The sequence below is a fragment of the Micrococcus sp. iso_239 genome (assembly GCF_056173395.1).
Genome location: NZ_CM149672.1, coordinates 59,999 through 77,236 on the forward strand (window position 1 = coordinate 59,999; position 17,238 = coordinate 77,236).

The window sequence follows — 17,238 nt, forward strand, 5'->3', positions numbered from 1 at the left end:
GCCGGCTCAGCCGGCCAGCAGCAGCTCGAGGTGCGCGGCCAGGGCGAGCAGGGGCGCGGACGTGCCGGGCCGGCCGATGAGCTGGACGGACCAGTTCAGGCCCCGCTCGTCCCGGAGCACGGGCACCGCGACCGCGGGCAGGCCGAGCACGTTGACCATCGAGGTGTAGGGCGTGAACGCGCACTGCGCCTCGTAGTTGTCCTCGGGCTCCATCGCCAGGAAGTGGCCGACCGGCGGGGGCGCGGTGGCCAGCACCGGGGTCATCACCACGTCGACGGCGGCGAACTGCGCCCGCACCCCGCGCGCCCACTCCTCGAGCCGGTGGGCGGCGTCGTCGAGCTCGGCGCGCCCTGCGGCCCGGGCCGTGCGCAGGAAGTGCGCGGCCACCGCGCCCACGTGGGCCTCGGCGTCCTCCGGCAGCGGCGCCCGGAGCAGGCCGGCGGTCCACACCGTGCGGAAGTCCCGGTGGTAGTCCTCGCCGTAGTAGGGGGAGAGGTCCTCGACCGCGTGGCCGCCCGCGTCCAGGGCGGCGGCGGCCTTCGTCAGGGCGGTGACGGCGGGCCGGGCCAGGGAGATCTCGAGGTCGGAGGCGAAGGGCGAGGCCGTGGTGACGCCGATCCGGCGGGCGTCGACGGCGCCCCCGGCCCGGGCGGTCTCCACGGTGCGGCGCAGGTCCGGCAGCACCCGGCCGGGCAGACCCTCGGGGGAGAGCAGCACGTCGTAGAGCAGGGCGGCGTCCTCGACCGTGTGGGCCAGCGGGCCCGACACCGTGAGGTTGCGGACCGTGTCCGCGTGCTCGTCCATCGGCAGCTCCCCGCGGCCGGGCTTGAGGCCCACGAGCCCGCACGCGGCGGCGGGGATCCGGATGGACCCGCCCCCATCCGAGCCCGGGGCGAACGGCAGGATCCCCGCGGCGACGGCGGCCGCGGCCCCGCCCGAGGAGCCTCCCGCGGTGCGGGTGGGGTCCAGGGGGTTGCGGGCCGGCGCCGTGACGAGGTTCTCCGAGTAGGAGTCCAGGCCGAACTCGGGCACGGTCGTCTTGCCGAGGGTGACGGTGCCGGCCGCGCGCAGGCGGAGCGCGAGCGGGTCGTCCTGCGCGGCCGGCGGCGCGTCGGCCAGCAGGGCGGAGCCGAACCGCGTGGGCATCCCGCGCACATCGATCAGGTCCTTGTACGCCAGCGGAAGGCCGTGCAGGGAGGCGGGGGCGCCGTCGTCGTCCGGGGCGGGGGAGGTGCGCGGACCGGGCACGGCCCGGGGTGCGACGCGCGGGTGGGCCGCGTCCAGCTCGGCCGCACGGGTCCGGGCGCCCTCGGCGTCGAGGAGGGCGAACGCGCCGAGGTCCGCGTGGGCCTGGGCCGCGGCGAGGGCCGCCTCCGTGACCTCCCGGGCGCTCAGCGCCCCGGCGGCGAGGTCCTCCCGCAGGCGCACGGCCGAGCGGTCCAGGAGCCGGGCCGGGCCGGGGGCGGAGGGGGTGCGGTCGTCGTCGGCGGCGGGTGCGGCGTCGGAGGTCTGCATGCGGCCGAGCCTAACGGGCGTGGGCCGGGTCATGGACGGCGGGGCCTTCCTGGGACGTCCGGGCGGGTGGCTACGCTGAAGCCATGAGCGCCTTCGAGACCGTCGATGTGAACGAGATCCCCGCCGATGCGGCCATCCTGGACGTCCGCGAGGACGACGAGTGGGCCCTGGGCCGCGCCGCCGGCGCCCAGCACATCCCGCTGGGCCAGCTGCCGGACCGGCTCGAGGAGCTGGACCCGGACACGGACTACTACCTGATCTGCCGCACCGGCGGCCGCTCCGCCCGCGCCGCCGAGTTCATGACCGGCCGCGGCTACTCGGCCATCAACGTGGCCGGCGGCTCCGGCGCGTGGCTCGAGGCCGGCAAGCCGATGGAGGCCGACGGCGACGCCGAGCCCACCGTCAAGTGACGGGGACGGACTCCGCTGACGCGACGCCGTCGCGCCTGCGCTACGCCTTCCTCGGCCCGGCCGGCACCTTCACCGAGGCCGCCCTGCGCAAGGTGGCGGACCCGGCCGAGGCCGAGTTCGTGTCTGCGGGCTCCGTGCTGAGCGCCGTGGCGGCGCTGCGCAGGGGGGAGGTGGACCGCGCCGTCGTGCCCATCGAGAACTCGGTGGAGGGCGGCGTCTCCGCCACCGTGGACGAGATCGCCCTCGGGGAGACGCTGCAGATCCTCGCGGAGGTGCACGTGCCCATCAGCTTCGTGCTCGTGGGCCGGCCCGGCGTCGCGATCGAGGACGTGCGGCGCGTGACCACGCACCCCCACGCCTGGGCGCAGGTGCGCGGCTGGGCCGAGACGGCGCTGCCGGGCGTGGAGTTCACGCCCGCCCCGTCGACGGCGGCCGGGGCCGGCCTCGTGGCCCAGGGCGACTTCGACGCCGCCGTGTGCGCCCCGCTCGTGGCCGAGCAGACCGGGCTGCCGGTGCTCGCCGAGCGGATCGAGGACGTGCCGGGCGCCGTGACGCGCTTCGTGCTGCTCTCCCGGCCGACGGCCCTGCCCGCGCCCACGGGGGCGGACAAGACCACGCTCGTGGTGCCGCTGCCGGAGGACCGGCCCGGCGCCCTCGGGCAGATCCTGGCCGAGTTCACCACGCGCGGGGTGAACCTCTCCCGCATCGAGTCCCGGCCGACCGGCGAGGGCATCGGGCGGTACTTCTTCTCCCTCGACCTCGAGGGGCACCTGGCGGAGGCCCGCGTGGGTGATGCGCTCGCGGCCCTGTACCGGGAGTACCCCGACCTGCGGTTCCTGGGCTCCTACGCCCAGGCCGAGCCCGTGCCCACGAGGGTGCCGGCCGAGTTCACCGACGCCGCGTATCGCTCCGGCCGCGCCTGGGTGGAGTCCCTCCGCTCCCGCTGAGGCGGTGCAGCACTTTCGTGGCTCTTCGCGGTTCGTGGTGAATGACCCTGCAGTGGCGGGTATTCACGCTACGGTTCTCGCGGCGCTGGTCAGCAGGATACGGGTCCGGTAGTTCTCGGCGTTGCGGAATCCGCGGCCGGTGCGTTTGATGTTCTTGATGCCGGTGTTCGCTGCCTCGACGCGGGCGGTGGTCGCGCCGGTGACGATCAGGACTTCGATCGCGTCCCACCAGGCCACGACGGTGTCGTAGAGCTTGGTCGCCTCGGGCATGTTTGCGATCTGGGCGAAGTAGCCCATCCGCATCCGTTCGTCCCAGGCCTGGGCGAGGGTGTCGGTGGTCAGCAGGCGCCGGAGCTGTTCCTTGATGCCCCAGGCGGCCGAGAGCTCGTCGGTGGGGTCATCGGTGCGGAAAACGTGCTCAAGCCGTTCCCAGGCGCGAGGGGTGAGGGTGTCCGCGCCGCGCAGCAGCAGCATCCTGTGGGCCCAGGCCGGATCGTCCTTGCGGCCCCGACGACCACGGTGGGTGCGGGACAGGCGCTGACGGACCGTGGTGACCATGTCGTTGCCCAGTTTCACGAGGTGGAACTTGTCGACCGAGACCGCGGCCCGGGGCAGGTAGTCCCGCAAGGCCTTGCGGAACGCGGCTGACGGATCGATCGCGACGATCTCGATCCGCTCCCGCCAAGGCTCTGAGCGCTGGCCGAGCCAGTCACCGACCGCAGCGGAGTTGCGGCCATCGACTATGCCGAGCACCTGCCCGGTGGCCAGGTTGACCAGCGTCGTCATCCACGGTTCGAACCGTCTCCAGGCTCCCTGATCGGTGCGGAACCAGCGCACCGTGCGGTAGCGGTGCTCATCGATGCCCAGGCGCGTCACCGGGACGTCGTCGACGGCAGGCAGGACGACGGCAGCAGCCGCCAGGGCGGCCTGGACCAGCCACCACGAGACGCCGTGGGCCCGGGCCACCTCCGAGGCTGCTCTGCCGGAAGTGATCACGGCCGAGACCACCTGCTCCCGCAACCGGGTCGTCGAGCGTGCGTATCGCGGGACCTGCTCGGTGGACTCCCAGAACGTGCCCCTGGTGCAGGCCGGCTCGAGGCAGAACCAGCGCCGCTTGGCCCACACCACCTCTATCGCCCCAGCAATCGGGACGTCCCGAATCTGCTGGTCCCGGCGGGAGTGGACCTTCGTCGCGAGCACCCCGCAAGCGGGGCAGCCCGGCGGAACGGTCGAGGCGATCACCACCCGCCGGTCCCCGTCGGGCAGGTCGAACGCGTCGATGACGCGATAGTTGGGCAGGTTGAAGATCGTGCTCGCAGCATCGCGCTGCGAACCAGTACTCTCGTGCACAGGCTCGTGGTCCTCTGGAATGTGGATGTCTTGACAACACCCATCACAGCAGGACCACGAGCCGTCTTACGCCAGCGACGCGACGCTCCCCATCACCACGAACCGTGAAGAGCCCCTCTGCCCGCGGCATCTGGGCCGCAAAGTTCACCTGCGTTCGCATCCCGAAAGGGCTCTGCGACGCCGCGCTCTTCACGGACGTCCGCACGCGGCGGATCGTCGGCTGGGCCGTCGCGGCCCGCCTGCCCACCGAGGCATTGCCGTTGCAGGCCCTCGAGCACGCTCTACTGTGCACCTGCGCCGAAGCCTCTAGGGCGTGTCTGAGAATAGATGCACGAGTCAGCTGAGACCCTGGGGACATGTCCCGGTTCCAGATGCTCTCTGACACCCAATGGGAGTTGATCGCCCCGATGCTCCCGACCCGGACCGGCCGCGCCGGCAGGCCGTTCGCCGACGCCCGCACCATGGTGGAGGCGATCATCTACCGGTACCGGTGCGGAATCGCTTGGAGGGATCTGCCCGAGGTCTACGGGCCCTGGCAGACCGTGTGGACCTGGCATCGGCGCTTGGCCGAAGAAGGCACATGGGACACGGTGCTGGCCACGCTGACCGCCGCCGCTGACGCCGAAGGCCTGATCGATTGGTCGGTCTCGGTGGACTCCACGATCGCCCGCGCCCACCAGCACGCGACGAACATCACCCGCCACACAGGGGGATGGATCGAACTACAAGAATCCGCATGAGGAACCGGCCGATCACGGCATCGGGCGCTCCCGTGGCGGGCTGAGCACGAAGATCCATCAGCTCGTGGACGGGACCGGGCTGCCGCTGGTCAGCCTGATCACCCCCGGCCAGGCAGGGGACTCCCCGATGCTGCTTCCTCTTCTGGAGCAGCTGCGCGTGACCCGGCCAGTAGGGCGGCCCCGGACCCGCCCTGCGGCGGTGCTGGGCGACAAGGCGTACTCCTCCCGGGCGATCCGCACCCACCTACGCGCCCGTGGGATCAAAGCGGTCATCCCCGAACCGGCCGACCAGCAGGGCCACCGCAGACGGCGCGGTGCCCGCGGCGGGCGCCCCGTCAGCCTCGACGCGGCCGCCTACAAGGGCCGCAACGTCATCGAGCGTCAGTACGCGCACCTGAAGCAGTGGCGGGGTCTGGCGACCCGGTATGACAAGTACGCGATCATCTACAGGGCCGCTGTGGTCCTGAATGCTGTGCTCGCATGGTCAAAACGATTGTCAGACATGCCCTAGCTGTTGTGGGTCATGAGGTTCTTGGCACGAGGCCCGGGCTGAGATGAGACGAGCGGGCCCCGCCCGGCAGGATGGAAGTTCCTCAACAACCCACCTGCCAGAAGAGACCCGCTCATGACTCACGCTAACGCACCCCTGACCCCCACCGGCCGTCTCAGGATGGTCCACCGCCACCTGCACGACGGGATCCCACAGGCGCACGTGGCCGCCGAGTTCCGGGTGAGCCGGCCCACGGTGGCCACCTGGGTGGCCCGCTACCGCGCCCAGGGAGAAGCCGGCCTTCAGGACCTGCCCAGCCGGCCGCGCCGTTCACCTGCCCAGCTCGACCCCGAGGTGGTGGCTCAGATCCAGACCCTGCGTCGCAGGGAGAAGTGGTCGGCCCGCCGCATCCATCACCACCTCGTCTCTGAAGGCCACCGGGTGTGTCTTCGTACCGTGGGGAGGTGGATGCACCGGCTGGGCATCTCCCGGTTGCCAGACCTCGCGCCCACGGGTGAGGACCTGCGCCAACGACCGCAGAAGATCACCGCCCGCGGCCCGGGGCACATGGTGCACCTGGACGTGAAGAAGATCGGGCGCATCCCCGAGGGGGGCGGCTGGCGTGCTCACGGCCGGGACTCCGAGAACGCGCGAGCAGCCAAGCGCGGGCCTGGCCGACGGGTCGGCTACACCTACCTGCATTCGGCGATCGACGGGTTCACCCGCCTGGCGTACACCGAGGCGTTGGAGGATGAGCAGGCGGTGACCACGATCGGGTTCTTCTGCCGGGCGCGGGCGTTCTTCGCCGCCCACGGCATCCGGATCGACAGGGTGATCACGGACAACGGGAACAACTACCGGGCCGCGGAGTTCACCGCCAAGGTGGTCTCGCTCGGGGGCCGGCACCACCGGATCCGCCCCTACACCCCGCGCCATAACGGGAAGGTCGAACGCTACAACCGGCTGATGGTCGATGAGGTCCTCTACGCCCGCCCGTATACCTCAGAGCAAGCTCGGCGTGAGGCCCTGGCCGTGTGGGTGAACCACTACAACTACCATCGGCCTCATACCTCCTGCGGGAACGCCCCGCCGGCCTCGTTGGCCCCGGCCCGAGTCAACAACGTCATGACCTCCTACAGCTAGAGCCAACGCTGACGGCGGAAGACGGCGTACAGGCCCGCGGAGATGATGACCATTGCCAGAATCGATAGCGGGTAGCCAAAATCCCAGGTAAGTTCCGGAATTGACTCAAAATTCATCCCGTATATCGCTGCGACAAGGCTCGGAGTGAATAGGATGGCGGCCCACCCTGAAATGCGCTTCATGTCCTCGTTCTGTTTCTGGGCCACTAGGGCCAAGTAAACCGTAACGAGCTGTGTCAGCCGTGCGTGGATGCCGGACACTCTGGACAGAAGGTCATCTGCGTCCTCGGCGAAGGCCGCAGCATCGGCTGACCAGTCTGAGTTCTTCGACGCCCCTGGCGCGGGGATTCGATCGATGAACCGGCACAGGGAAGCAAGAGAGGAGCGGACCTTGCTGGCATCGGAGCCGAGCCGATAAACTCTCTCGATGTCCTTCTCGAATTCCCCGAAAATACTCGACTCGCAGTCCGCAGTGCCGTCCTCCAGGGAAAGTGCGGCAGAGTCATAGGAATCGATCGCGGCCTCGACGATGAGCGTTAGCGTCAGTTCCGCCTCATCTGCGGCAAAGTATCGCCCTGAGTTGTCTTCCGCCGGATGCCAGGCGGTCCCGATTCCGTCGACATCTTCAAAGACCACCAGCCAGTCGTCATGAAAGACAATGTGTAGTGATTCTATTCGTAGATCTTCTTGCCCTGCTTTTGCGATCCGGTTTATTCGCAGAAGGAAGGAGGGGCCGAATACATCCAGGCGAGGGCGACCGGCTCCTTCACGCAGGATTTCTCGCATGTTCTCCGGGAACTCGAATTCAGTTCCAAGTTGGTCAACCGTGTGCTCGCGCCCACATTGGCAGTCGACGACCTCGCCTCGATCCGTGATCAATGATCGGAGATCCGCAATCGGCTGCTGTTGCTTTGGTCGGACCTGCGGTCGCATCGCGTGTGCGGTGCCACCGGAGCATCCAAGGTGTTCAGTCATCCGGCGAGTGTAGTGGCGCAGAGGGGAGATGCGAGAGCCAGAGCCGCTCACGATGCCGGCCAGGACGCTGTAGCGCGCTGGGTCTCCTTCCCGAGTCTCACGAAGGAGAACTGGAGTATGCCCACGAAGTTCTGCTCGGAGCTGCGTGATCGTGCGGTCCGCATGGTCTACGACCGCCACGCCCTTGAAAGTGGCCCAGGAGCGCAGTCGACCCACGCCGTCGCGCCCGAGCTCGGCGTCGGTGAGGAGCCCTTGCGGAGCTGGTGCAACCGCTACGGCCCCGCCGAGAGATCGTCCCGTCCGCAGGAATCGCTCGAGGAGGAGAATCGCCGGCTGAGGAGCGAAGTGACCGACATGCGCCGTGCGAACGAGATCTTGAAGAAGGCATCGGCATTTTATCCGCGCAGCCCGATCGCCCCACGACGAAATGATCCGGTTCATCGATATGCACCGTGAACAATTCGGTTTCGAGGCTGTCTGCCGCGTGGTCGGCACGACAGAATGTGGGTTTCTCACCTCCCGCGGCTGCCGAGCCGCGAAGCAGCGCCCAGCCTCTGCCGGCTCTTCGCGGTTCGTGGTGAATGACCCTGCAGTGGCGGGTATTCACGCTACGGTTCTCGCGGCGCTGGTCAGCAGGATACGGGTCCGGTAGTTCTCGGCGTTGCGGAATCCGCGGCCGGTGCGTTTGATGTTCTTGATGCCGGTGTTCGCTGCCTCGACGCGGGCGGTGGTCGCGCCGGTGACGATCAGGACTTCGATCGCGTCCCACCAGGCCACGACGGTGTCGTAGAGCTTGGTCGCCTCGGGCATGTTTGCGATCTGGGCGAAGTAGCCCATCCGCATCCGTTCGTCCCAGGCCTGGGCGAGGGTGTCGGTGGTCAGCAGGCGCCGGAGCTGTTCCTTGATGCCCCAGGCGGCCGAGAGCTCGTCGGTGGGGTCATCGGTGCGGAAAACGTGCTCAAGCCGTTCCCAGGCGCGAGGGGTGAGGGTGTCCGCGCCGCGCAGCAGCAGCATCCTGTGGGCCCAGGCCGGATCGTCCTTGCGGCCCCGACGACCACGGTGGGTGCGGGACAGGCGCTGACGGACCGTGGTGACCATGTCGTTGCCCAGTTTCACGAGGTGGAACTTGTCGACCGAGACCGCGGCCCGGGGCAGGTAGTCCCGCAAGGCCTTGCGGAACGCGGCTGACGGATCGATCGCGACGATCTCGATCCGCTCCCGCCAAGGCTCTGAGCGCTGGCCGAGCCAGTCACCGACCGCAGCGGAGTTGCGGCCATCGACTATGCCGAGCACCTGCCCGGTGGCCAGGTTGACCAGCGTCGTCATCCACGGTTCGAACCGTCTCCAGGCTCCCTGATCGGTGCGGAACCAGCGCACCGTGCGGTAGCGGTGCTCATCGATGCCCAGGCGCGTCACCGGGACGTCGTCGACGGCAGGCAGGACGACGGCAGCAGCCGCCAGGGCGGCCTGGACCAGCCACCACGAGACGCCGTGGGCCCGGGCCACCTCCGAGGCTGCTCTGCCGGAAGTGATCACGGCCGAGACCACCTGCTCCCGCAACCGGGTCGTCGAGCGTGCGTATCGCGGGACCTGCTCGGTGGACTCCCAGAACGTGCCCCTGGTGCAGGCCGGCTCGAGGCAGAACCAGCGCCGCTTGGCCCACACCACCTCTATCGCCCCAGCAATCGGGACGTCCCGAATCTGCTGGTCCCGGCGGGAGTGGACCTTCGTCGCGAGCACCCCGCAAGCGGGGCAGCCCGGCGGAACGGTCGAGGCGATCACCACCCGCCGGTCCCCGTCGGGCAGGTCGAACGCGTCGATGACGCGATAGTTGGGCAGGTTGAAGATCGTGCTCGCAGCATCGCGCTGCGAACCAGTACTCTCGTGCACAGGCTCGTGGTCCTCTGGAATGTGGATGTCTTGACAACACCCATCACAGCAGGACCACGAGCCGTCTTACGCCAGCGACGCGACGCTCCCCATCACCACGAACCGTGAAGAGCCACTTTCGTTCGGGAAACGGCGGCCCCCGAGGGACTTTCGTTGACGAAACGGGAGGTTCCTAGGCCCCTTTCGTGGCCGAAACGGGACGATCACCACGACGACGGGCCGTCGTCGTGCTTCCCGTCCGCGCGTCGCCCCGGCGCCCGTTTCCCGAACGAAAGCGCTGGGGAAGCCGCCGTTTCCCGAACGAAAGCGGGGACGGGGGGGGGTCAGATGTGCGGGGCCGGTTCCGGGACGGGGGCGGCGGCGGAGACGCCGTCGTCGCGGACGGAGGCGTCGTCCTCGGCCACGAGCATCACGACGAGCGAGTCCGGCTGCACGCGGGCGTCGAGGGCGGTGATGACCCCGGTGGCGTCGCCGTCGAGCTGGGAGGGCATCGGCTCGGCGAACTCCACCTTCACGCGCTGCGCCTGCTCCGTGTGCATCACGGGGATGGAGCTGCGAGACCGGGTCACGGTCTTCACGGCGATCCGCGCCCAGTCGAGCGCGTGCCGGGGCGAGAGGACCATGACGTCGAGGAGGCCGTCGTCGAGCTTGGCCTGGGGCAGCAGCTCGACGCCGCCCGTGAGCATCCCGCAGTTGGCCACCATCACGGTGCGCACCTTGAACCGGCGGGGCTGACCGCCGTCGAGGGCCACGGTCACCTCGTGCCGCTTGCCGCGCAGGTGCCGTATGCCGGCCTCGCTGTAGGCCAGCCAGCCGGCCAGATCCTTCAGCTCATCCTTGGTGTCGCCCATGATGTCCGCGTCGTAGCCGGCGCCACCGATCACGGTGAAGGTCTGCCGGGTGACGCGCCCGTCCTCGTGCGTGCAGCGGACGTCCACGGTGTCGATGCGTCGCTGCCGGCCCCCCACGGCGATCCGCAGGCATTGCTCGACGTCGTTGATCGGCAGGTCCAGGTTGCGGGCCAGCAGGTTCCCGGTGCCCAGCGGCACCACGCCGAGGGCGACGTCGGTGCCGGCCAGCTGCTCGGCCACGGTGCGGACCGTGCCGTCGCCGCCCGCGGCGATCACGAGCCGGGCACCGGCGTCGAGGGCCTGCCGCGCCATGGCGGTGCCGGGGTCGTCCTCCTGCGTCTCGAGCACGAGCACCTCGCCGAGGCCCTCCGCCGCCGCGAGCCGCTCGAGCTCGCGCCGCACCCGGTCCGCGTGCGTCTTGATGGGGTTCAGCACCAGCGCGACCTCGTGGCGGCCCGTGCCGATGCCGGGCACCTCCTCCAGCCGGCGCTGCACGCCGCCCACCCGCGCGTCGAGGGCGTCCACCAGGAGACGCGTCCGTTGGTGCTGCACGCCGAGGCGGACCTGGCGCACCGCCAGCACCACCACGACGACGGCCAGCACGGCCAGGAGCACCAGGGCGGCCAGCGCCATCCACCACTCGGGAGTCATGCCCTGAGTCTAGGCGTCGGCCCCGCCCGCTAGGTGTTGTGGGTCATGAGGTTCTTGCCACGAGGCGCCGGCTGAGATGAGACGAGTGGGCCTCTCCCGCAGGATGGAAGTTCCTCAACAACCCACCTGCCCGAAAAGACCCACTCATGACTCACGCTAACGCACCCCTGACCCCCACCGGCCGTCTCAGGATGGTCCACCGCCACCTGCACGACGGGATCCCACAGGCGCACGTGGCCGCCGAGTTCCGGGTGAGCCGGCCCACGGTGGCCACCTGGGTGGCCCGCTACCGCGCCGAGGGCGAGGCCGGGCTGCTCGACCGGCCCAGCCGTCCGCGCCGTTCACCTGCCCAGCTCGATCCGGTCCTGGTCGCCCAGATCCTCACCCTGCGCCGGGAGTGCAAGTGGTCGGCCCGCCGGATCCATCACCACCTCGTCTCCGAGGGCCACCGGGTGTGCCTCCGAACGGTGGGCAGGTGGCTGCACCGGCTGGGCATCTCCCGGTTGCCAGACCTCGCGCCCACAGGTGAGGACCTGCGCCAACGACCCCAGAAGATCACCGCGAGAGGGCCGGGGCACATGGTGCACCTGGATGTGAAGAAGATCGGGAAGATCCCAGACGGGGGCGGCTGGCGCACCCACGGACGTGAAAGTGAAGCAGGCCGTGCTTCCAAGCGCGGGCCTGGCCGGCGGGTCGGCTACACCTACCTGCACTCGGCGATCGACGGGTACACCCGCCTGGCCTACACCGAGGCGTTGGAGGACGAGCGGGCGGCCACGACCGTGAGCTTCTACTGCCGGGCGCGGGCGTTCTTCGCCGCCCACGGCATCACCGTGGACCGGGTGATCACGGACAACGGGAACAACTATCGGGCTGCGGACTTCACCGCGAAGGTGGTCTCGCTCGGGGGCCGGCATCACCGGATCCGACCCTACACCCCGCGCCATAACGGGAAGGTCGAGCGGTACAACCGGCTGATGGTCGATGAGGTCCTCTACGCCCGCCCCTACACCTCAGAGCAAGCTCGGCGTGAGGCCCTGGCGGTGTGGGTGAACCACTACAACTACCATCGGTCTCATACCTCCTGCGGAGACGCTCCTCCGGCCTCGTTGGCCCCGGCCCGAGTCAACAACGTCATGACCTCTTACAGCTAGGCTGGCGCACGTGATCGACGTCAAGGACCTCATCGAGCAGCCCGAGAAGTACCGCGTCTCCCAGGAGGCGCGCGGGGAGGACGCGTCCCTCGTGGACCGCGTGGTCGAGGCGGACGCGGCCCGCCGCTCGTCCATCGCGGGCTTCGAGCAGCTGCGCGCGGAGCAGAAGGCCTTCGGCAAGCGCGTCGCCCAGGCGAAGGGCGAGGAGAAGCAGGCCCTGCTGGCCGAGGTGAAGGACCTGGCCGCGCGCGTGAAGGAGGCCGAGTCGGCCGCCGGCGCGGCCGAGGCCCGCCTCGCGGAGCTGCAGCGCGCCTTCCCGAACCTGATCGTCGACGGCGTCCCGGCCGGCGGCGAGGACGACTTCGTGGTCCTCAAGGAGGTCGGCACCCCGCGCGACTTCGCCGCCGAGGGCTTCGAGCCGCGCGACCACCTCGAGCTCGGCGAGCTGCTCGGGGCGATCGACATGGAGCGCGGCGCGAAGGTGTCCGGCGCCCGGTTCAGCTTCCTCAAGGGCGTGGGCGCGCGTCTCGAGCTCGCCCTGATGCAGCTGGGCCTGGACCTGGCCCTGGAGAACGGCTTCGTGCCGGTCATCCCGCCCACCCTGGTGCGCCCGGAGACCATGCAGGGCACCGGCTTCGACGTCGAGCACGACGACGAGATCTACCGTCTGGAGCGCGACGACCTGTATCTCGTGGGCACCTCCGAGGTGGCCCTGGCCGGCTACCACGCGGACGAGATCATGGACGTGAGCGCCCCCGTCCGGTACGCGGGCTGGTCCACGTGCTACCGGCGTGAGGCGGGCTCGGCGGGCAAGGACACCCGCGGCATCATCCGCGTGCACCAGTTCAACAAGCTGGAGATGTTCATCTACGCCGCACAGGAGGACGCGGAGGCGGAGCACGAGCGCCTGCTGGCGTGGGAGGAGCGGATGCTGGGCGCCATCGAGGTGCCGTACCGCGTGATCGACATCGCCGCCGGCGACCTCGGCCTCTCCGCCGCCCGCAAGTTCGACTGCGAGGCCTGGGTCCCCACGCAGGGCACCTATCGCGAGCTGACGTCCACCTCGAACTGCACCACGTTCCAGGCCCGCCGTCTCAACATCCGCGAGCGGGTCCGCACGGAGGACGGTTCCAAGGGCGGCACCCGCATGGTGGCCACGCTCAACGGCACCCTGGCCACCACCCGCTGGATCGTGGCGATCCTGGAGAACCACCAGAACGCGGACGGCTCGGTCACCGTGCCCGCCGCGCTGCGTCCCTACCTCGGCGGGATGGAGCGCTTCGAGCTGGTCTGAACGGACGACGTCGTCCCCCGCGGCGCCGGTCGCCTCGCCCGCCCGCCCCGCGGCGCCCCTGCGGCGCCCCTGCGGTTCACCCGCGCGTCGCCGTCGTGTCCGGGCCGTGTGGTTGGGTGGAGGTCATGACGAAGAAGCTCGTGTGCCTGGACGTGGACGGAACGATCGTGGACCATGACGGCCATCTGCATGAGCCCGTGCGCGCGGCCGTGCGGGCCGTGCTGGACGCCGGGCACCACGTGGTCATCGCGACGGGCCGCTCCCGCGCGGCCACCCTGCCCGTGGCCCGCTCCCTGGGGATCGGCGCCGGCTTCATGGTGTGCTCCAACGGCGGCGTCACGCTGCGCCTGGACCCCGAGCTGGAGGAGGGCTACGAGGTCACGGACCTGCGCACCTTCGACCCGCGCTCGGTCCTGACCCAGCTGCGCCACCGCCTGCCCAGCGCCAAGTACGCGCTCGAGCTGCCGGACGGCACCTTCCGCTCCACCGAGCGGTTCCAGGACATGTCCTTCGGCGTGGCCGCGGAGGGCGTCACGTTCGAGGAGCTCATGGACACCACGGCCGTGCGCCTCGTGGTGTTCTCCACGGACTCCTCCGCCGAGGAGTTCGGTCGCGCGGTGGAGGGCATCGGCCTGTCCGGCGTGACCTACTCCGTGGGCTGGACGGCGTGGCTCGACGTCGCCGCGGCGGGCGTGACCAAGGCCTCCGGGCTCGAGGCGCTGCGCACCGTGCTGAAGGTGGCCCCCGAGGACACCGTGGCCGTGGGCGACGGCCGCAACGACATCGAGATGCTGCGCTGGGCCGGCCGCGGCGTGGCCATGGGCCAGGCCGTGGAGGAGGTCGTGGCCGCCGCGGACGAGGTCACCGGGCACGTGGACGAGCACGGGCTCGCCACGGTGCTGCGCTCGCTCCTCGAGGAGCCGGCCGCGGCCTGAGCGGCGCGACCGGCCCGGGCCGCCGGGTCAGCCCCCCGCCAGCGTGAGCAGCCGCGCGGCGGCGGGGCGGCAGGCGTGCTCCTCGTTCCAGTAGGAGCGCTGCACCGCCTGCGAGACGGCCTGCGCCGTGATCCCGAGCGCGGCGGCCGCCGGCTTCTGCTGGCCGCGCACGCCGGGCACCAGCAGGTCCAGCACCGCCCACTCGGCGTCGGTCCGGGACCACACGAGCTGCCCGACGAGTCGCAGCACGGCCTCGGCCTCGGCGGCCGCCTCCTCGTCGCGGCCGCGCACGGCCAACGGGATCCGCGCGGTGGACACGGCCGCCGCCTCCACGGCCCGCCGCGCCGCCGCGAGACCGGGCCCGCCGGCGTCGTGCAGGTCCCCGGAGGCGGGCGCGCCCGCCGCACCGTCCGCGTGCGTCACCGTCCCGACGCCGACCCCCACGTTCCAGCGGCGCTGCCGCAGGGCGCGCAGCGCCACGTCCACGGCGACGCGCGGGTCCTCGACGGCGCCGATCAGCTCGTCGCCCACGGCGCGCTGGAACGGGAGCACGACGGCGTCGTCCAGCCCCGGCACGTCCTGGAGGGCGCGCAGGAACGTGTCCACGCGGTCGCCGGCGTCGAGGGTGTCCCGCTGGTTGATGGTGAGCACGAACATGGTGGTCGATTCTGCCAGCCCGCAGACGACGCCGGCCGCCCACCCCGAGGGGTGAGCGGCCGGCGTCGCGCGCGTGGGCGGTGCGGGGATCAGCGGCCCTGGGGCTCGTCCGTCGCCTCGCCCTCCTCGGTGGCCGGCTGTGCCTCCTCGGTGTCCACGTCGCGCCCCTGGGGCTCGTCGGTCGGGGACTCCTCGCCCTCGGCGTTGAAGCGCTGGATGGACGCCTCGAGCTCGGCCTCGGCGGCCGCGCGGCCCTCCCAGCCCTCGGCCTTGACCCACTTGCCCGGCTCCAGGTCCTTGTAGCGGGTGAAGAAGTGCTCGATCTCCTGCTTGAGGGACTCCTCCACGTGCTCGAGCTCGGTGATGTGGTCGTAGCGCTTGTCCGCCGGGACGCACAGCAGCTTGGCGTCGCCGCCGCCGTCGTCGGTCATGTTGAACACGCCGATCGGGCGGGCCTCGACGACGCAGCCCGGCACCAGGTCGAAGCCCGGCAGGTACACGAGGGCGTCCAGCGGGTCGCCGTCCTCGCCGAGGGTGTTCTCGAAGTAGCCGTAGTGCGTGGGGTACTGCATGGAGGTGAAGAGCACGCGGTCCAGGCGCAGGCGGCCGGTCTCGTGGTCGAACTCGTACTTCACGCGGGAGCCCGCGGGGATCTCGATGGTGACGTCGTGCGCCATGACTCTCCTTCGCACAGAGGGTGGGGTGTCCGGGCGGCGCGGCGTCGCCCGGCGGTGCTGCCGTCAGCCTACCGGGGGCGTCCGTCATGATGGACGCATGGGACAGGTGGACACGGGGCGCGCTGGGCGTCGGGATCGACGCACGGAACACCGCCGGAGCCGCTCGCTCCCCGCCGTCCTCCTGGCCGCGCTCGCGGCCGTCCTGGTCGCCTGCGGGCCCGTGACCGCACCGCCGGCCCCGTCGAGCGCGCCCGCCGCGTCGACGACCGCCGCGCCGACGTCGACGTCCCCGTCCGCCGGCCCCACCGCGGCCGAGGTGGCGGCCGCCGTCGAGCCGGGGCTGGCGACGTCCCCGGGCACGGTCTCCGCCGAGTTCCGCGACCTCGCCACCGGCGAGGTGCTCTACGCGCGGGACGCGGACGAGCCCGTGGCCCCCGCGTCCTCGCTCAAGGTGCTCGCCGCCGCGGCCATCGTCTCCGCCCTGGGTCCTGAGACGACCCTGCAGACCACCGTGGTGGCCCAGCCCACCGCGGACGGCGCGGCCACCGAGCTGGTGCTCGTGGGCGGCGGCGACGTGCTGCTGGGCACGGGCGCCTCGGACTCGACGCACGTCTCCGGCCGCGCGGGCCTGCGCACCCTCGCGGAGCGGACCGTGGCCGGGCTGGTCGAGGACGGCGTCACCGGGCAGGTGGTGGTCAGCACGGACCTGCGGCTCTTCACGGACCGGACGGCCCTGAACCCGCGCTGGACGTCGGACATCCCGGAGAGCGGCAACATCGCGCCGGTGCAGCCGTTGGCCACCTACGGCGGCCGTGAGGCCCCCGGCACCGGGGAGGACCGCATCGAGGCCCCGGCGCAGTTCGCCGCGCTCACCTTCCAGGCCGCGCTCGACGACGCGGTGGCCGCCTCCGGCGCCGACCTCGAGGTGGGCCTGCGGGACACGCTCCCGGCCACCGAGGTGCCGCGCGCCACGGTCCTCGCCGCCGCCCCCGTCGCGGCGGTGGAGTCCGCGTCCGTGGGGGAGCAGGTCGCGTACCTGCTGGCCCACTCGGAGAACCAGGTGGTCGAGGCCCTGGCCCACACGGCCGCGCCCGCCACGGACCTGCCGGCCACCCACGAGGGCGCCACGCGGCTGCTGACGGCCACCGCCGAGGACCTCGGCGTGGACACCGCCGGGATGGCGCTCGTGGACTCCTCGGGCCTGTCCCCGGACAACCGCGTCAGTGCGGGCCAGCTGGCCGGCGTCGTGGCCGGGGTGGCCCGCACGCCCGCCCTGGCCACCGTGCTGGAGGGCCTGCCGCGGCCCGGCGAAGACTCCACCCTGGGCGACCGGTTCCCGGATGCCCCCGCGCGGCAGGCCGTGGCCGCGAAGACCGGCACGCTCGACCAGACGGTCTCCCTCACCGGCACCGTCACCGCGACGTCCGGGCGGGTCCTCGCGTTCAGCATCATCTGCTCGGATCTGCAGTGGAAGCTGGAGCCCGCGCGCGCGGCGGTCGACGAGGCCGTCAGCGCCGTCGCCGGGCTCTGATCCGAGGCCCGGGCCCTGTGGTCTGATGG

16 protein-coding genes are annotated in these 17,238 nt (G+C 71.2%); 9 read left to right on the forward strand and 7 right to left on the reverse strand.

What is annotated here, in order from left to right; translation table 11 throughout:
* Positions 1 to 6: 6 nt before the first annotated feature.
* Complete coding sequence (locus tag AC0VX2_RS00275; RefSeq protein WP_475432595.1) at positions 7 to 1,515, reverse strand: amidase; 1,509 nt, start codon at positions 1,513 to 1,515, stop codon at positions 7 to 9.
* An 83-nt stretch (positions 1,516 to 1,598) separates the two neighbouring features.
* Here AC0VX2_RS00275 and AC0VX2_RS00280 point away from each other — a divergent pair, with 83 nt between their 5' ends.
* Together AC0VX2_RS00280 and pheA are read left to right on the forward strand one after the other, a co-directional pair.
* Positions 1,599 to 1,925 (forward strand): rhodanese-like domain-containing protein, encoded by a 327-nt coding sequence (locus AC0VX2_RS00280; RefSeq protein ID WP_010079684.1) that lies wholly within the window; start codon positions 1,599 to 1,601, stop codon positions 1,923 to 1,925.
* Entirely contained in the window at positions 1,922 to 2,872 is a 951-nt protein-coding gene (gene pheA, locus AC0VX2_RS00285) for a prephenate dehydratase (RefSeq protein WP_020625278.1), read from the forward strand. Before AC0VX2_RS00280 ends, pheA begins: the two co-directional genes overlap by 4 nt.
* A gap of 63 nt (positions 2,873 to 2,935) precedes the next feature.
* On the opposite strand, the gene AC0VX2_RS00290 is transcribed toward pheA, so the two are convergent.
* Positions 2,936 to 4,222 (reverse strand): ISL3 family transposase, encoded by a 1,287-nt coding sequence (locus AC0VX2_RS00290; RefSeq protein ID WP_355505385.1) that lies wholly within the window; start codon positions 4,220 to 4,222, stop codon positions 2,936 to 2,938.
* 356 nt (positions 4,223 to 4,578) lie between these two features.
* Here AC0VX2_RS00290 and AC0VX2_RS00295 point away from each other — a divergent pair.
* Both AC0VX2_RS00295 and AC0VX2_RS00300 read left to right on the forward strand, forming a co-directional pair.
* Positions 4,579 to 5,473 (forward strand): IS5 family transposase gene (locus AC0VX2_RS00295; RefSeq protein ID WP_377651721.1). Its coding sequence is split into 2 segments (ribosomal slippage): positions 4,579 to 4,935 and positions 4,937 to 5,473, totalling 894 coding nucleotides; the frame shifts between segments, so codons are not numbered across the junction.
* A gap of 114 nt (positions 5,474 to 5,587) precedes the next feature.
* Positions 5,588 to 6,595, forward strand: a complete 1,008-nt coding sequence (locus AC0VX2_RS00300; protein WP_011117094.1) for an IS481 family transposase — start codon at positions 5,588 to 5,590, stop codon at positions 6,593 to 6,595.
* On the opposite strand, the gene AC0VX2_RS00305 is transcribed toward AC0VX2_RS00300, so the two are convergent.
* Positions 6,592 to 7,569 carry a magnesium transporter CorA family protein gene (locus tag AC0VX2_RS00305; protein WP_180951264.1) on the reverse strand — a complete coding sequence of 326 codons (978 nt, stop codon included), beginning with the start codon at positions 7,567 to 7,569 and terminating at the stop codon, positions 6,592 to 6,594. The two genes, AC0VX2_RS00300 and AC0VX2_RS00305, sit on opposite strands and share 4 nt — an antisense overlap.
* A 117-nt stretch (positions 7,570 to 7,686) precedes the next feature.
* Between AC0VX2_RS00305 and AC0VX2_RS00310 the strand changes: the two genes are divergently transcribed.
* A complete protein-coding gene (locus AC0VX2_RS00310; protein WP_396730043.1) occupies positions 7,687 to 8,025 on the forward strand; it encodes a transposase in 339 nt (112 codons plus the stop codon).
* Between the two features lie 147 nt (positions 8,026 to 8,172).
* On the opposite strand, the gene AC0VX2_RS00315 is transcribed toward AC0VX2_RS00310, so the two are convergent.
* Both AC0VX2_RS00315 and AC0VX2_RS00320 read right to left on the reverse strand, forming a co-directional pair.
* Positions 8,173 to 9,459: an ISL3 family transposase gene (locus AC0VX2_RS00315; protein ID WP_355505385.1), complete on the reverse strand. Its 1,287-nt coding sequence runs from the start codon at positions 9,457 to 9,459 to the stop codon at positions 8,173 to 8,175.
* A gap of 323 nt (positions 9,460 to 9,782) precedes the next feature.
* On the reverse strand, positions 9,783 to 10,961 hold the full coding sequence (locus AC0VX2_RS00320; RefSeq protein WP_036316232.1) for a diacylglycerol/lipid kinase family protein: 1,179 nt from the start codon (positions 10,959 to 10,961) through the stop codon (positions 9,783 to 9,785).
* 146 nt (positions 10,962 to 11,107) lie between these two features.
* Here AC0VX2_RS00320 and AC0VX2_RS00325 point away from each other — a divergent pair, with 146 nt between their 5' ends.
* From AC0VX2_RS00325 to AC0VX2_RS00335, 3 genes are all read left to right on the forward strand, one after another.
* Positions 11,108 to 12,115 (forward strand): IS481 family transposase, encoded by a 1,008-nt coding sequence (locus AC0VX2_RS00325; protein WP_396729642.1) that lies wholly within the window; start codon positions 11,108 to 11,110, stop codon positions 12,113 to 12,115.
* Between the two features lie 10 nt (positions 12,116 to 12,125).
* On the forward strand, positions 12,126 to 13,409 hold the full coding sequence (gene serS, locus AC0VX2_RS00330) for a serine--tRNA ligase (protein ID WP_036380800.1): 1,284 nt from the start codon (positions 12,126 to 12,128) through the stop codon (positions 13,407 to 13,409).
* 125 nt (positions 13,410 to 13,534) lie between these two features.
* Complete coding sequence (locus AC0VX2_RS00335; protein ID WP_044659867.1) at positions 13,535 to 14,344, forward strand: HAD family hydrolase; 810 nt, start codon at positions 13,535 to 13,537, stop codon at positions 14,342 to 14,344.
* Positions 14,345 to 14,371: 27 nt separating this feature from the next.
* Here AC0VX2_RS00335 and AC0VX2_RS00340 read toward each other — a convergent pair whose 3' ends face one another.
* Together AC0VX2_RS00340 and AC0VX2_RS00345 are read right to left on the reverse strand one after the other, a co-directional pair.
* Entirely contained in the window at positions 14,372 to 15,001 is a 630-nt protein-coding gene (locus AC0VX2_RS00340) for a hypothetical protein (protein ID WP_036337173.1), read from the reverse strand.
* Positions 15,002 to 15,090: 89 nt separating this feature from the next.
* Positions 15,091 to 15,678 (reverse strand): inorganic diphosphatase, encoded by a 588-nt coding sequence (locus tag AC0VX2_RS00345; protein WP_136939882.1) that lies wholly within the window; start codon positions 15,676 to 15,678, stop codon positions 15,091 to 15,093.
* Between the two features lie 220 nt (positions 15,679 to 15,898).
* Between AC0VX2_RS00345 and AC0VX2_RS00350 the strand changes: the two genes are divergently transcribed.
* The gene (locus AC0VX2_RS00350) at positions 15,899 to 17,209 is read left to right on the forward strand and encodes a D-alanyl-D-alanine carboxypeptidase/D-alanyl-D-alanine-endopeptidase (protein WP_230297375.1); all 1,311 of its coding nucleotides are present in this window, start codon (positions 15,899 to 15,901) and stop codon (positions 17,207 to 17,209) included.
* Positions 17,210 to 17,238 lie beyond the last annotated feature (29 nt).